Genomic DNA, 14,330 nt, shown 5'->3' on the forward strand with positions numbered 1-14,330 from the left:
CTCCGAGCTGCGCGGGGGCGTTGGGGTCATGAGCGAGCTGCCGGCACTGCCGGCCACGGTCGTCCGGTCCGGTGACAGGCGGTATCCGGCGCTCAGCCGGGGGTTCAACCAGCGGTGGATCGCCGCGCCGGAGTACGTGCGGCTGGCGCGGACGCCCGAGGAGGCGCGGGCCGCGCTCGCCGAGGCGGTGGCCGAGACGCCGGAGGACCCGGCGCGCGCGCGGATCGCGGTGCGGGCCGGCGGGCACTGCTATGAGGACTTCGTGTGCGGGGACGACGTGCGGGCGATCCTCGACGTGAGCCCGATGTGCGGGGTGTCGTACGACAGTTCCTTGAAGGCGTACTGCGTCGAGGCCGGGGCGACGAATTGGCACGTCTACCGCCATCTGTATCCGGTCAGCGGGAAGGTGCTGCCGGGCGGGTCGTGCTTTTCGGTGGGTCTGGGCGGGCACGTCCCGGCGGGCGGGTTCGGGTTGCTGTCGCGGCAGCACGGGCTCACCGTCGACTACCTCTACGCGGTGGAGGTGGCGGTGGTGGACGAGGACAAGAACGTCAGGCTGGTCGTGGCCACCCGAGACGACCGGGACCCGAAGTCGTACGAGCTGTGGTGGGCGCACACCGGGGGAGGCGGGGGGAACTTCGGGCTGGTCACCCGGTTCTGGTTCCGGGGCCTTCCGCAGCCGCCGAGGCAGGTGCTGCTGACGGCCCTGGCATGGGACTGGGAGGACTTCACCAAGGACGGGTTCGCCGCCCTGGTGACGGCGTTCGGGGAGTACTTCCGCGACCACCAGAATCCGTCGGCGGCGGCCGGGAAGCTGTTCGCGATGCTCAAGCTCAACCATGTGAGCAACGGGCAGATCGGGATGCTGGCGCAGGTGGACGCGGACGACCCGGACGGGCCGACGGCGATGGCCGACTTCCTCGCGGCCGTCGGCGGGCGGACCGGGCCGCGGGCGACGGCGATGCGCTCGGTGATGGGGGAGCACTTCCTCCACCTGGACGTCCCGCGGGTGATGCCGTGGCTGACGGCGACGCAGGTGCTGGACGCGGGCGGCGGGAACCGCTGCGGCAAGTACAAGTCCGCCTATCTGCGCAGGCCGTTCACCGGCCGGCAGATCGACGCCATGTGGGCGTTCCTCGGCAAGGAGCAGTACACCGGCTACGTGAACGGGCAGGCGCTCATTCAGGTCGATTCGTACGGCGGCGCCATCAACAGGCCGCTGCGCCAGACCGCGGTAAGGCAGCGCGATTCCATTCTGAAAGTGCAGTACCAGGTCTATTGGACGGAACAGGACGCCTGCGAGGACGCCCACATCGCGTGGATACGCGACGCCTACAAGGCGACGTTCGCCGAGACCGGCGGCGTGCCCGTGGCGGACGGCGAGACCACGGACGGCTGCTACATCGGGTATCCGGACGCCGATCTCGGTGATCGGCGATGGAACGAGTCGGGCCAGTCGTGGGAAACGCTGTACTACAAGGACGCCTATGCGAAACTCCAGGAGGTCAAGCGGCACTGGGATCCCCGCAACGTGTTCCGGCACGCGCAGTCGATCCGGCCGGGAACGGGAGGGAACGGGGGAGCGGCGGGCGAGTGACGAGGGTCACGTAAGAGGGGCCGTGTCCGGCGCGTTCCGCGGACGGCGGCGCAGCTTGTCTCACCTTTATTGCATTTTTTGCCAATACTTGCGGGTGTGACGTCCGGGACAGTAGTTTCTTCGGACGAGCAGAGCGGCGGGCCGAAGGCCCGAGCGGCTGGGGAGTACATGAAGAAGCGTACCGACAGGAAGATCGCCATCGCGGGCACCGCGGCGGCCGCCGTGCTGCTGCCCACCGTCATGGTCGGCCTGGCACAGGCCGGCATCGGCGTCCCGACCGGCAGGTCGGAGGCGTCGGGCAACTCCCAGACGATCCCCTCCTTCGGGCCGGCGACGCAGCCGTCCGCGCCCGGGGCGCCCGCGAGCGCATCCCCGAAGGCGGCGCCGAAACTGCCGAGCGTCCCGCTGAACAGCAACCCGTTCAAGACGGGCGGCGGCTCGCCGGGCACCGGCGACCCCGACACCAACCGCGGAAGCCACGGCTCGCAGCCGCACCTGCCGGCGGGCACCGGGTCCGGCAAGTACGCCAAGGCCCCGGACGGCGCGACCATCACCGGGGTGAAGAAGGTCAACTCGCGGCAGTTCGACGTCACGATCGCCTCGCCCGCGCTCGGCGCGGCGGTGAAGACCCGCGTGATGATCCCCAAGGGCTGGAAGTCCAACACCACCAAGACGTGGCCGGTCGTGTACGCCTACCACGGCGGCAGCAACAAGTACACGTCCTGGACGAAGGACTCCAACATCGAGCAGGTCGTCGGCCCGTACAACGCGATGGTCGTGATGCCCGAGGGCGGCTGGAACGGCTCGTACACCAACTGGTGGAACGGCGGCAAGGGCGGCATCCCCGAGTGGGAGACCTTCCACATCAACGAGGTCATCCCGCTGATGGAGCGCAACTTCCACGCCGGCGGCGTGCGCGCGGCGATCGGCCTGTCGTCGGGCGGTCAGGGCGCCATCACCTACGCCGAGCGGCACCCCGGCAAGTTCAAGTACGCCGCGTCCTACAGCGGCGCCCTCAACATCACCGCGCCGGGCATGCCGGTCATCCTGACGTCCATGAACCGCGACGCGGGCACCGCCATCTGGGGCGACCCGCTCACCGCGCGGGCGAACTGGCGGGCGCACGACGCGACCGTCAACGTGTCCAAGCTGAAGGGCGTCGGCGTCTACGTCTCGTGCGGCAACGGCCAGCCCGGCCCCTACGACCCCGCGAGCACCCCGCCGACCCACGCGGGACGCATCGGCGAGCAGCTCGCCGGGACCATGAACGAGAACTTCGTGGCGGCGGCGAAGCAGGCGGGCGTGCCGATCACCGCGAACCTCTACGGCCCCGGCATGCACAACTGGAAGTACTGGAAGGTCGAGCTGGCCAAGAGCTGGCCGAAGATCGCGGCCGCCATCGGCGCCCGCAAGTCCTGACCGGCCGGGATCGCCGGAACACGAGCCGTGAGCACGGCTCCCCTGTGGAACCGGGTAGCGTGCCCGGGGATGAAGGGATTCGCGCGGCGCGAGTTCCAGCTCGTGCTGCTCCGCCGCATGGCCGACTACCAGCCGGGCCTCGTCGAGGACGCCGTGCGCGCGCTCGGCGCGTCCCGGACCGAGATGCGGGAGGCGAACGCGCGCTGGCAGCGCGTCCTGCGGTCCCGGACGTTCCCGCGCGGGAGCCGCCGCTACGAGGCCGTCCTCGGCCCGCCCGCCGGCGCCGCTGAGCGGCGGATCGGCGACGTCGCCTGCGCGACCGCGTGGTGGCCGCCGCTGCCGCTGTGGCCCGGCCTCCGCTTCGAGATCATGATGGCGCCGGACGGCTCGGTCGTGCAGGAGTGGCTCGTCCGCGACGACGGCGTCCCGGTGCCGGAGCTGAAGAGCGTCGACGACCTCGTCCCGTGGTCGTGCACGGTGGGCGACGTCGACGCGCGGTTCGGTGCGGTCGCCCACCAGGACGGCGACGCGCCGAGCCGCTGGCACGCGACCATCACCGCGCCGGACGGCGGCACGTACGTCGCCCACTTCGTGTGGGGGCTCCTCCAGGCGGTCGTCAGCACCTGAGACCATTTGAGCGATCTTGGGGATTCCGGACAGCGCAGATTGCGCACGCCTTCCTACCGTGGTGGCATGCGAGCTGTCCGGAACCGGCCTGCCGGGGAGCGGCGATGCCCGAGGTGACCTCGTACACCCCCGGCTTCCCCACCTGGGTGGAACTGGCGAGCCCCGACCCGGAGCGGTCGAAGCGGTACTACTGCGACCTGTTCGGCTGGACCTCCTACACGCTGACCACCGACATCGGCGAGTACGAGATCTTCGCCCTCGGCGACGCCGGGGGGCCGGAGACCGCCGGCATGCAGACCCTCGCGGACGACTCCCTGCCCTCCTCGTGGACGTGCTACTTCCGCACCGACGACGTCCCGGCCTCGGCCGACGCCGTGCGCGCCGCGGGCGGCCTGGTCCTGGTCGAGCCGACCGCCGTCGCCGACCTCGGGCAGATGGCGCTGTGCTCCGACCCGGAGGGCGCCGACTTCGCCCTCTGGTACCCCTACCACCTGCAGGGCGCGGGCGTCGTGGACGAGCCGTCCGCGATGTGCTGGGTGGAGCTGGCCTGCCGCGACATCCACGCGGCCCGCGACTTCTACGGCGCCGTCTTCGGCTGGAAGGCCGTCGACCGCGACTACTACGCCTCCGTCTACACCAACTGGAAGGTCGGCGACTGGTCCGTGGCGGGCATGGTGTCGATGGACGAGCACTGGCCGCCCGGCTACCCGCCCCACTGGATCCCCTACTTCTGGGTCGCCGACTGCGACGACTCCGCCGCCCGGGCCGTCGAACTCGGCGGCCGGATCCACATTCCGCCGAGCGACATCGAGCCGGGCCGCTTCTGCATCGTCACCGACCCGACCGGCGCCCGCCTGGCCCTCATCGCCCCCGCGCTGCCCGACGGCGCCGCCCACACCCGCCCCTGACCTGCTGCTACAGCCGTGCCAGTGCGTCGCCGGGTGCGGGTGGGCCGAGGCTGTCGGCCGACCCACGTAGCGCTGTCAGGGGATAGGGGGCCGCCGGTCGGGGGCGTGCAGCCGGCCGAGGAGCATCAGGACGAGTTCGTCGATGACCTCGTCGAGGGTGGCGTCCACCCAGCCGGCGCTCCAGTCGTGCAGGAGGCCGTTGATGCTGCCGATGAAGGCGGTCGCGGCGATCCGGTAGTCGCGGTCGGCGATCTCGCCGCGGTCGGCGGCGGCGGCCGCCTCGGCGCAGAGGAAGTCGACCCAGCGGGCGCGGCGGGTGAGGCGCTGCCGGTCCATCCGGGGGCTGACCCCGATGATCTCGACGAAGGCGATCCGGATGCGGGCCGGGTCGGCGGTGATGCTGGCGGCGTAGGCGTGGAAGAGGCGCGCGGTGCGTTCGGCGAGGTCGAGGCCGTCGACGGACGGCAGGGTGGCGACGACCTCGTGTTCGGCGCCGTCGTTGACCTCGAGGTGGAGTTCGGCGAGGAGGTCCTCCAGGGTGCGGAACTCCTCGTAGAACTGGCGGGTGGAGAGGCCGGCGGCCTCGCTGAGCGCGGCGACCGTGGTGGCCCGGTAGCCGGGGCCGCGGCCGAACGTCTCCAGCCCGGCGTCCAGGAATCTGCGGCGGCGCTCGGCGCGCCGCTCGGCTGCGGATCTGCCTCCGTACCTGCCGGTAGGACTCGCGCGCCTGCCCGTCACCTGGCTCCTCCCACGTACTCGGGCGACATTTTCCCGCATCCGGGCCTTGTGTCGCACATCACCCTCGATTACTGTCCAGTAACCAAAGTTCGAACAGGGTCGTTTTCAAACCGGAGACCTACCCCCCACTGGAGGACGCGATGCCTTCCCGAAGTCTCCGAAGACGGACCGCGCTGCTCGGCTGCGCCGTCCTCGCGGCGACGGCCGCGACCGCGCCGCCCGCGCGGGCGGCCGGCCCCGCCGAGGCGGCGGCGCTGCGGGACGTGATGGCCGTCGGCAACGGGCAGGGCGGCACCGTCAGCTTCATCGACACCGCCGCCTACCGGAACCTCGGCTCCCTCGACGTCGTCCCGGACCTGCAAGAGCGCCTGGACGCGATGAACCCGGTCGAGCGCATCGGCTACGAGGCCGTCAACGCCGCGCAGGGCTACCGCAAGCTCGTCGACGACATGGCCGTCTCCCCGGACGGCAGGACGATCTACGTCTCGCGGGGCGCGCTGTCGGACGCCGTCGCGTTCGACATCGCCACCGGGACGATGCTGTGGCGGCGCAAGACCGAGGGCTTCAAGGCCGACCACGCGGCGCTGTCGGCGGACGGGCGGCAGTTCATCGTCTCGGCCACCACCGCGAGCAAGGCCGAGGTCATCGACACCGCGACCGGGGAACTGCGGACGAGCTTCGCCACCGGAACCTATCCGCACGCCAACGACTACTCGCCCGACGGGACGATCCTCTACAACTCCAGCATCGGCATCACGTCGCTGCCCAAGCTGCTGAACGGGCTGAAGGGGTCGAGGGCCGTCACGGCGGTGGACGCGCGGACGTTCAAGCCGCTGCGCACCTACTCCTTCGAGTACGGGATCCGCCCGGCGGCGTTCACCCGCGACAACCGGACGATGTACGCGCAGCTCTCCTACCTCAACGGGTTCGTCGAGTACGACCTGGCGGCCGGGAAGACCGTCCGGACGGTGCAGATGCCGTTCAGCGACAGGGCCGCGGCGATGAAGCCGGACGACTACCCGCAGAACTCCGCGCACCACGGCATGGCGATGAACGCCGACGAGTCCAAGCTGTGCGTGGCGGGGACGATCGACGACTACGTCTCCATCGTGTCCCGGCCCGGCCTGACCACCGACGGGACCGTCGCCTACGCGGCCGGCGCCCTCCCGTACTGGACGCAGACGAGCCCGAACGGCCGCGACTGCTTCGTCTCGCTCGCCGAGGACGACCAGGTCTCGGTGATCGACTACCGGACCGCCAGGGAGGTCGCGCGCATCGACGTCGGCCGCTTCCCGCAGCGGGAGCGCGCCGCCAAGCTCACCCCCGAGGCCGTCGCGTCCCTGGACCCGGCCAAGGGCTGACCCCGCGCCCGGCCGCTCACGGCCGGCCGCCCGAGACCGGCCACCGCGGGGGCGCCGCCACCCATATCCGGCGCGCCCCGCGGTGGCCCCTTGGTTCGGGCGCCCGCCCCGGGGAACGGCGATGCGGTGCCGACCGGAGGACTCCGCAGCCGTACTTCGCGCCGCTGGCCGTGCTGCTCGGCGTGTACCCGTCCGATCCGTCCGATCCGTCCGGGAGAGCCTCGCGTACGCCGTCGGCCCCGACCCGCCGTGCTGTTGTCCGCAGAATTGTTGACAATTTGGGTTACAAGGCGGAGAGTACGGGACCATGAGTAATTCTCCCTCCCCCAACCCCCTGCTCGTCGTCAGCGCCCACGCCGGCGACTTCGTCTGGCGCGCCGCGGGCGCGATCGCGCTGGCCGCGGCGCGCGGCGACCGCGCGAAGGTGGTGTGCCTGAGCTACGGCGAGCGCGGCGAGTCCGCCCGCGCCTGGCGCGAGGGCAAGGGGCTGGACGAGATCAAGAAGCTGCGGCGGGACGAGGCCGAGGCGGCCGCCGCCGCGCTCGGCGCCGAGATCGAGTTCCTGGACGCCGGCGACTACCCCCTCGCCGAGACGCAGGAGCTGGTCGACCGGCTCGTCCGGATCTACCGGGACGTCGAGCCGGCCGTCGTCCTGACGCACACCCTCAGCGACCCCTACAACGGCGACCACCCGGCCGCGGCGCGGATGGCGCTGCAGGCGCGCGTGCTCGCGCAGGCCATCGGCTACGACGCGCCCGGTGAACCGCTGGGAGCGCCGCCGGTGTTCTTCTTCGAGCCGCACCAGCCCGAGCAGTGCGACTTCAAGCCGGACGTGCTCCTCGACATCACCCCGGTGTTCGAGAAGAAGCGCGCCGCGATGGAATGCCTGCCCGCCCAGGTGCACATGTGGGACTACTACACCGACCTGGCCAAGCGCCGGGGCGTGCAGCTGAAGCGCAACGCGGGCCCGAACCTCGGGCTGCCGCACGACACCCGCGCCGAGGCGTTCGTCCGGCTGTACCCGCAGACCACGGCGGAGCTGGCATGAGGACGGTCGTCGTCACCGACCCGCCGCGCGCGGACGCCGCCGCGGTCGACGCGCTCGCCGGCTTCGGCGTCGCCACCGTCCACGAGGCCATGGGGCGCACCGGGTACCTCGGCCCGTCCATCCGGCCGGTGCACCTCGGGTCCTCCATCGCCGGGACGGCGGTGACCGTCCTGTCGTGGCCGGGCGACAACCTGATGATCCACGTCGCGGTCGAGCAGTGCCGGCCGGGGGACGTGCTGGTGGTCGCCACCACGTCGCCGTCCACCGACGGCATGTTCGGCGAGCTGTTCGCGACCGCGCTCCAGTACCGCGGCGTGCGCGGGCTCGTCATCGACGCGGGCGTGCGGGACGTCGCCGGGTTGCACGCGATGGGCTTCCCGGTGTGGTCGGCCGCCGTCAGCGCGCAGGGCACGGTGAAGGCCACGCCCGGCTCGGTGAACGTGCCGGTGACGATCGGCGGGCGGCTCATCCGGCCCGGCGACGTGATCGTCGCCGACGACGACGGCGTCGTCCGCGTCGAGCGCGAGTCGGCCGCCGAGGCGGTGCGGGCCGCGCGGGCCCGCGAGGAGAAGGAGGCCGCGACCCGCGCCGCGTTCCAGAAGGGCGAACTCGGCCTCGACCGGTACGGCCTCCGCGACCGGCTCGCCGGGATGGGCATCGAGTACGTCGACCACGCCCGGTACGCCGAGCGGACGGGGAGCGCCGAACGGTGACCGGTGTCCGCTGCATGCTGATGCGGGGCGGGACGTCCAAGGGCGCGTACTTCCTGGCCGCGGACCTGCCGTCCGACCCGGCCGAGCGCGACGGCCTGCTGCTGCGGGCCATGGGCTCCCCCGACCCGCGGCAGATCGACGGGATCGGCGGCGCGCACCCGCTGACCAGCAAGGCCGCGATCGTGGCGCCGTCCGCCGACGCGGCCGCCGACGTCGACTACCTGTTCCTGCAGCTCGGCGTGGAGGAGCCGACCGTCTCCGACCGGCAGAACTGCGGGAACCTGCTCGCCGGCGTCGGCCCGTTCGCCGTCGAGCGCGGGCTCGTGCCGGCGGGCGGCGACCGGACCGTCGTCCGCATCCGGATGCTGAACACGGGCAGCGTGGCGACCGCCGCGTTCCCGACGCCCGGCGGCGCGGTCGACTACGACGGCGGGACCGCCGTCTCGGGCGTGCCCGGCACGGCGGCGCGGATCGACCTCGACTTCGCCGGGACGGAGGGCTCCACCTGCGGGGCGCTGCTGCCGACCGGCCGCGTCCGCGACGTGATCGACGGCGTCGAGGTCACCTGCGTCGACAACGGGATGCCGGTCGTGGTCGCCGCCGCGTCCGACCTCGGCGCCACCGGGTACGAGACCGACCTGTCCCACCTGCGGGACCGCGTCCAGTCGCTGCGGCTGCGGGCCGGCGGGCTGATGGGTCTCGGCGACGTCTCGGCCGCCTCGGTGCCGAAGACGACCCTCGTCGCGCCGCCCCGCGACGGCGGCATGATCTGCACCCGCACGTTCATCCCGCTGCGCATGCACACCTCGATCGGCGTCCTCGGCGCGGTCAGCGTCGCCACCGCGCTGCTCATCGACGGCGCCGTGGGCCACGACCTCGCCGAGTTCCCGCCGCCGGGCGCGCCGATGAGCGTCGAGCATCCGACCGGCCGCCTGGACGTGGTGGTGGAGCTCGACGGCACGGCCGTCCGGCGGTCCAGCATCGTCCGGACGGCGCGCAAACTCTTCGACGGAACCGTCTTCCCCCGGAGCTGGCCATGACCATCAAGCACGAGATCGCGCACGTCGGCCACGTCGAGCTGCTGACGCCCGAACCCGAGAAGAGCCTGTGGTTCTTCACCCGCGTCATGGGCCTCACCGAGGTCGGGACCGAGGGCGACTCGGTGTACCTGCGCACGTGGGACGACTACGAGCACCACACCCTCAAGCTGACCGCGCACGGCACGTCCGGCATCCGGCGGACGGGGCTGCGCGCGTCCTCGCAGGAGGCGCTGGACCGGCGCGTCCGGGCGATCGAGGACGCGGGGCTCGGCGTCGGCTGGCGGGACGGCGACCCCGGCATCGGCCCGACCTACGTGTTCCGCGACCCCGACGGCCACGAGCTGGAGGTCTACTGGGAGTCGGAGTGGTTCGAGGCGCCGCCGGAGCTCGCGCCGGCGCTGAAGAACCAGGCGCAGGCGTACCCGGCGCTGGGCGTGTGCGTCCGCCGCCTCGACCACGTCAACTTCCTCGCCGCGGACGTCGAGCCGAGCACCGACTTCGTCCGGGACGTGCTGGGCGCGCACGCCACCGAGCAGATCCGGCTGGACGACGGCGGGATCGGCGCGCGGTGGCTGACCTTCACCAACAAGTCCTACGACCTCGTCTACACGCGGGACTGGACGGGCACGCGCGGCCGCCTGCACCACATCGCGTTCGCCACCGACACCCGCGAGGACATCCTCCGCGCCGCGGACATCTTCCTCGACAACGGCGTGTTCATCGAGACCGGGCCGCACAAGCACGCCATCCAGCAGACGTTCTTCCTCTACGTCTACGAGCCGGGCGGCAACCGGATCGAGCTGTGCAACCCGGTCGCCCGCCTCATCCTGGCGCCGGACTGGAAGACGATCACCTGGACGGAGGCGGAGCGCGCGAAGGGCCAGGCGTGGGGCCTGAAGACGATCGAGTCGTTCCACACCCACGGCACCCCGCCGGTCGGCTGACCCGGGCGCGCCCGGACAGAGGGGGGCGGGGTCAGCCGGCGAGACGCCGCAGCAGGTCGCGGCTGGCGGCGGCCATCGGGTTGGGCACGCCCAGCTCGTCCAGCATGGTCGCCGCCGCCTCCATCTCGGCGGCGCGGCGGACGGCGTGCCTGCGGGTGCCGCCGACGAGCCGGTCCACCGTGTGCCCGCCGGCCGCGGCGAGCTCCTCGGCGATGTTCGCGCGGAGCCAGTCCTCGCACCCGGCCGCCCGCGCGGCGTCGAGGGCCTCGACCACCGCCCCGGCGAGGCCCTTGAAGAACACGCTGCGCAGCAGCTTGCGCTCCGCGGCCAGCCCGGCGGCGCCGTCCATCACCTCGACGCCGGCCCCGAGCGGCCGCAGGACGTCCGCGACCCCGCGCGCGCCGCCTCCGCTGGCCAGCAGCGGCGTGCGGAGCCCGCGGCCCGGCACCGGGGCCATGATCGCCACGTCGGCGAACCGGACGCCGCGCTCCCGCGCGATCGCGTCGAGTTCGCGCTTCAGCCCGGGGGACCCGGTGTTCAGATCGGCCCAGACGGCGCCGCCGCCGACCGCCCCGGCGCCGGCCCTGAGCGCCGCGGCGGCGTCGTGCGCGCTGTTGACGCTCAGCACGAGATCGGCGCCGGCCGCGGCCTCGGCCTCGCCGCCGCAGCCGACCGCCCCGTCCGGCGCGGGAACGGCGGGGTCGTAGCCCCGCACGACCGCGCCCGCCGCGACGAGATCGCCCGCGATCGCGCCGCCCGCCTCGCCCAGCCCCAGCACCGCGATGGTCGGCATTGCCGTTCCCCTCCCTGACGTGACGTCCCGCATCGGCTACAGTAGATCAGCGACAAAAATGGCGACAATCCAGGAGTGCCGGTGGCCGACGTGGTGGACGGGATCCGCGAGGCGATCCTCAGCGGCGAGTTCGTCCCGAACCAGCGGCTGATCGAGGCGGACCTGTCCGAGCAGTTCGCCGCGAGCCGCGCCGGCGTCCGCGCCGCGCTCGCCGAGCTGGCCAACGAGGGGCTCATCGAGCGCGTGCAGAACCGCGGCGCCCGCGTCCGCGCCGTCTCGCTCACCGAGGCCGTCGAGATCTCCGAGGTCCGGATGGTGATCGAGGGGCTGTGCGCCGCCAAGGCCGCCGCCCGCGCCACCGAGTCCGACGCCGCCGAGCTGCGGGAGATCGGCGCGCAGATGCGCGCCGCCGTCGCGTCCGGCGACGTGCTCGGCTACTCCCGGCTGAACGAGCGCCTGCACCGCCGCGTCCGCGAGATCAGCGGGCAGCGGACGGCGTCCGACGTCCTCGAACGGCTCCGCGCGCAGAACGTCCGGCACCAGTTCCGCCTCGCCATGCACCCGGGCCGGCCGCAGGCGTCCCTGCCGCAGCACCTCGCCATCATCGACGCGATCGCCGCCGGCGACCCGGACGCCGCCGAACGCGCCGCCCGCGCGCACCTGCGCAGCGTCATCGAGACCCTCCCGGAGATCGACCGCCGCCGCGCCCCCTGACGCGGAGAACCCCTCGCTCCCGCGCGCCCCCCGAGATGGCGGGCGCGCGTATTGACCCGCCATCACGACCGAATTAGATTCGGATCTCCCGGCCGGCGGGTACGGTCGGGACGATCGCGGCACGGCGACGCGGCGGCCTGACGACACGGCGAAGACACGGCGACGACACGGAGGCGGCGGATGCGAGCGGCACGGCGGGCATGGCGGCGGCTGGAACCGGTGCACGCGATGATCTACTTCGTGCCGGAGGCGACGGAGCGGTACGCGGCACTCGGCCTGGACGCGCAGACCGCCTACTTCGCCTCCCGCGCGGCCGCGTTCGGGCGCGCCTCCGCCGAGGTCGTCATCGCGACGTTCTACAACTTCAACCCCGACGTCGTCCGCGGCGCCCTCCCGGGGGCCTGGGAGAAGACGTCCCCGGAGCGGGTGCTCGCCGGACGGGCGGAAGCGGCCGCCGCCGCGCTCCGCCGCGGCGGCATCGACCGGCTCCCGGGCCTGGCGGAGACCGTCTCGCTGGCCCGCCGCGCCGCCGAGGCCGCCGGCGACCACGCCCAGGGGAGGGCCCTCTTCGCGGCGCACGCGGCCCAGCCCTGGCCGGACGAGCCGGTCCTCCAGCTCTGGTGGGCGCAGACCCTCCTCCGCGAATTCCGCGGCGACGGCCACATCGCCGTCCTCACCGCCGAAGGCGTCACCCCGATCGAGGCCCTCGTGCTGCACGCGGCCACCGGCACCCTGCCCAAGGCGTTCCTCACGGCGACCCGGGCCTGGCCCGCCGAGCAGTGGGACGCGACCGCCGAGCGCCTCCGCGGCCGCGGCCTGCTGGACGGCGAATCCCTCACGCCCGAGGGCGAGGCGTTCCGCCAGGCCATCGAGGACCGCACCGACGAGCTGGCCCTTCCCGCCTACACCGCCCTGGGGGAGGACGGCTGCGAGCGCCTCGCCGAACTCGCCCGCCCCTTCGGCAGGGCCGTCGTGGACGGCGGCCTCTTCAACCTCGCCCAGCCCGCGCCCGGCGTCGATCCGCACTAGTCTCGGCACGGTCGGGACGCCCGGTCCCGCCCGTTCGCGAGGGGAGCGTCCGCCGTGTTCGAGTCCGTCCTCGTGGCTAACCGCGGGGAGATAGCCGGCCGGATCCTGCACACCGCCCGCGCGATGGGCCTCAAGGCCATCGCCGTGTACTCCGAGGCCGACGCCGACCTGCCGTTCGTCGCCGAGGCGGACGAGGCCGTCCTCATCGGCCCCGCCGACCCGGCCCGCAGCTACCTCAACACCGCCGCGATCCTGGAGGCCGCGCACCGCACCAACGCGCGGGCCGTCCATCCCGGCGACGGGGTCCTCGCCGAGAGCGCCTCGTTCGCCCGCCAGGCCGCGGCCCGCGACCTGGTCTGGGTCGGCCCGCCGCCGCTCGCCGTCGCCCGGATGGGCGACAAGATCAACGCCCGGAACCTGATGAAGGAGGCGGGCGTCCCCGTCGCGCCCGGTGTCTGGGAGCCCGTCCCGGACGCCGCTACGGCGGTCGAGGAGGCCGCGCGCATCGGCTACCCCGTCATGGTGAAGCCCGCCGCGGGCGACGGCGGCCTCGGCCTCGCCGCCGCGCACGACGAGCCGTCCCTCCGCGCGGCCTACGCGGCGGCCCGCGCCGCCGCCGAACGCGTCTTCGGGCACGGCGAGGTGCTCATCGAGCGGTACGTGCCGGGCGCCCGGCACATCGAGGTGCCGATCCTCGGCCTCGCGGACGGCACGGTCGTCGCGTTCGGCGAGCGCGACTGCTCCGTCCAGCGCCGGTACCAGAAGATCGTCGAGGAGACCCCGTCGCCGGGCCTTGACCCCGGCCTCCGCGACGGCATGGCGGCCGCCGCGGTCCGCGCGGGCGAGACCGTCGGGCTGCGGGGCGCGGGCAGCGTCGAGTTCCTCGTCGATCCCGCCGCGCGGGAGTTCTACTTCCTGGAGATGAGCACCCGCCTGCCGTCCGGGCACGTCGTCACCGAGATGGTCACCGGCATCGACCTCGTCGAGCAGCAGTTCCGCATCGCCGCCGGCGAGCCCGTCTCGTTCACCGGCGCCGCGCCGCACGGCCACGCCATCGCGTTCCGCGTCCACGCCGAGGACCCGCAGCGGTTCCTCCCCGGGTCCGGCGAGATCAAGGTGTGGGAGGAGCCCGTGGGCGACGGCATCCGCATCGACGCCGGCTACGCCGAGGGCAACACCGTCACCCCGCACTACCACCCGCTGATCGCGAAGCTGTCCGTCCGCGGCGACGACCGCGAGCACGCGCTGGCCAGGGCGCGCGCCGCCGTGGACGCGTTCCGCATCGAGGGGCCGCCGACGAACCTGCCCTTCCTGCGCGAGCTGCTCGGCCGCCCCGAGTTCGCGGCGGGAACCTACGACACCGGCATGGTCGCCCGCATGCGCGGCGTCGTAGGGTAGG

14 protein-coding genes are annotated in these 14,330 nt (G+C 73.2%); 12 read left to right on the forward strand and 2 right to left on the reverse strand.

The features are described 5' to 3' along the window. Positions 1-28: 28 nt before the first annotated feature. The 4 genes from ACA511_RS36205 (at position 29) to ACA511_RS36220 (ending at position 4,551) form a co-directional block, all read left to right on the forward strand. Entirely contained in the window at positions 29-1,597 is a 1,569-nt protein-coding gene (locus ACA511_RS36205) for an FAD-binding oxidoreductase (protein ID WP_375029231.1), read from the forward strand. 168 nt (positions 1,598-1,765) lie between these two features. Beyond that, complete coding sequence (locus tag ACA511_RS36210) at positions 1,766-3,016, forward strand: alpha/beta hydrolase (protein ID WP_375029232.1); 1,251 nt, start codon at positions 1,766-1,768, stop codon at positions 3,014-3,016. A 69-nt stretch (positions 3,017-3,085) separates the two neighbouring features. Next, a complete protein-coding gene (locus ACA511_RS36215; protein WP_375029233.1) occupies positions 3,086-3,643 on the forward strand; it encodes a hypothetical protein in 558 nt (185 codons plus the stop codon). Positions 3,644-3,747: 104 nt separating this feature from the next. Further along, a complete protein-coding gene (locus tag ACA511_RS36220) occupies positions 3,748-4,551 on the forward strand; it encodes a VOC family protein (protein ID WP_375029234.1) in 804 nt (267 codons plus the stop codon). Between the two features lie 75 nt (positions 4,552-4,626). Here the strand turns inward: ACA511_RS36220 and ACA511_RS36225 are convergent, their stop codons facing one another. Next, entirely contained in the window at positions 4,627-5,289 is a 663-nt protein-coding gene (locus ACA511_RS36225) for a TetR/AcrR family transcriptional regulator (RefSeq protein ID WP_375029235.1), read from the reverse strand. A gap of 140 nt (positions 5,290-5,429) precedes the next feature. Here ACA511_RS36225 and ACA511_RS36230 point away from each other — a divergent pair, with 140 nt between their 5' ends. The 5 genes from ACA511_RS36230 (at position 5,430) to ACA511_RS36250 (ending at position 10,395) form a co-directional block, all read left to right on the forward strand. Beyond that, positions 5,430-6,650, forward strand: a complete 1,221-nt coding sequence (locus ACA511_RS36230; RefSeq protein ID WP_375029236.1) for a YncE family protein — start codon at positions 5,430-5,432, stop codon at positions 6,648-6,650. Between the two features lie 307 nt (positions 6,651-6,957). Further along, a complete protein-coding gene (locus ACA511_RS36235; RefSeq protein WP_375029237.1) occupies positions 6,958-7,698 on the forward strand; it encodes a PIG-L deacetylase family protein in 741 nt (246 codons plus the stop codon). Beyond that, positions 7,695-8,411 carry a 4-carboxy-4-hydroxy-2-oxoadipate aldolase/oxaloacetate decarboxylase gene (locus ACA511_RS36240; protein WP_375029238.1) on the forward strand — a complete coding sequence of 239 codons (717 nt, stop codon included), beginning with the start codon at positions 7,695-7,697 and terminating at the stop codon, positions 8,409-8,411. The genes ACA511_RS36235 and ACA511_RS36240 overlap by 4 nt, the downstream gene beginning before the upstream one ends. Then, a complete protein-coding gene (locus tag ACA511_RS36245; protein WP_375029239.1) occupies positions 8,408-9,451 on the forward strand; it encodes a 4-oxalomesaconate tautomerase in 1,044 nt (347 codons plus the stop codon). The genes ACA511_RS36240 and ACA511_RS36245 overlap by 4 nt, the downstream gene beginning before the upstream one ends. Then, positions 9,448-10,395 (forward strand): catechol 2,3-dioxygenase, encoded by a 948-nt coding sequence (locus tag ACA511_RS36250; RefSeq protein WP_375029240.1) that lies wholly within the window; start codon positions 9,448-9,450, stop codon positions 10,393-10,395. Before ACA511_RS36245 ends, ACA511_RS36250 begins: the two co-directional genes overlap by 4 nt. A 31-nt stretch (positions 10,396-10,426) precedes the next feature. Here ACA511_RS36250 and ACA511_RS36255 read toward each other — a convergent pair whose 3' ends face one another. Beyond that, complete coding sequence (locus ACA511_RS36255) at positions 10,427-11,188, reverse strand: DUF1932 domain-containing protein (RefSeq protein WP_375029241.1); 762 nt, start codon at positions 11,186-11,188, stop codon at positions 10,427-10,429. An 81-nt stretch (positions 11,189-11,269) separates the two neighbouring features. Between ACA511_RS36255 and ACA511_RS36260 the strand changes: the two genes are divergently transcribed. From ACA511_RS36260 to ACA511_RS36270, 3 genes are all read left to right on the forward strand, one after another. Then, on the forward strand, positions 11,270-11,902 hold the full coding sequence (locus tag ACA511_RS36260) for a GntR family transcriptional regulator (protein ID WP_375029242.1): 633 nt from the start codon (positions 11,270-11,272) through the stop codon (positions 11,900-11,902). Between the two features lie 180 nt (positions 11,903-12,082). Further along, positions 12,083-12,931, forward strand: coding sequence for a hypothetical protein (locus ACA511_RS36265; protein WP_375029243.1), 849 nt, complete (start codon positions 12,083-12,085; stop codon positions 12,929-12,931). Between the two features lie 54 nt (positions 12,932-12,985). Next, the gene (locus tag ACA511_RS36270) at positions 12,986-14,329 is read left to right on the forward strand and encodes an acetyl/propionyl/methylcrotonyl-CoA carboxylase subunit alpha (protein WP_375029244.1); all 1,344 of its coding nucleotides are present in this window, start codon (positions 12,986-12,988) and stop codon (positions 14,327-14,329) included. Position 14,330: the final 1 nt, after the last annotated feature.

The sequence above is a fragment of the Actinomadura sp. GTD37 genome, from assembly GCF_041951365.1.
GTDB lineage: Bacteria > Actinomycetota > Actinomycetes > Streptosporangiales > Streptosporangiaceae > Spirillospora.

Bases quoted from the DNA above. Each gene is read 5' to 3' on its own strand.
- ACA511_RS36205 (WP_375029231.1), top strand. From the start codon at position 29: ATGAGCGAGCTGCCGGCACTGCCGGCCACGGTCGTCCGGTCCGGTGAC.
- ACA511_RS36210 (WP_375029232.1), top strand. From the start codon at position 1,766: ATGAAGAAGCGTACCGACAGGAAGATCGCCATCGCGGGCACCGCGGCG.
- ACA511_RS36215 (WP_375029233.1), top strand. From the start codon at position 3,086: ATGAAGGGATTCGCGCGGCGCGAGTTCCAGCTCGTGCTGCTCCGCCGC.
- ACA511_RS36220 (WP_375029234.1), top strand. From the start codon at position 3,748: ATGCCCGAGGTGACCTCGTACACCCCCGGCTTCCCCACCTGGGTGGAA.
- ACA511_RS36230 (WP_375029236.1), top strand. From the start codon at position 5,430: ATGCCTTCCCGAAGTCTCCGAAGACGGACCGCGCTGCTCGGCTGCGCC.
- ACA511_RS36235 (WP_375029237.1), top strand. From the start codon at position 6,958: ATGAGTAATTCTCCCTCCCCCAACCCCCTGCTCGTCGTCAGCGCCCAC.
- ACA511_RS36240 (WP_375029238.1), top strand. From the start codon at position 7,695: ATGAGGACGGTCGTCGTCACCGACCCGCCGCGCGCGGACGCCGCCGCG.
- ACA511_RS36250 (WP_375029240.1), top strand. From the start codon at position 9,448: ATGACCATCAAGCACGAGATCGCGCACGTCGGCCACGTCGAGCTGCTG.
- ACA511_RS36255 (WP_375029241.1), bottom strand. From the start codon at position 11,188: ATGCCGACCATCGCGGTGCTGGGGCTGGGCGAGGCGGGCGGCGCGATC.
- ACA511_RS36265 (WP_375029243.1), top strand. From the start codon at position 12,083: ATGCGAGCGGCACGGCGGGCATGGCGGCGGCTGGAACCGGTGCACGCG.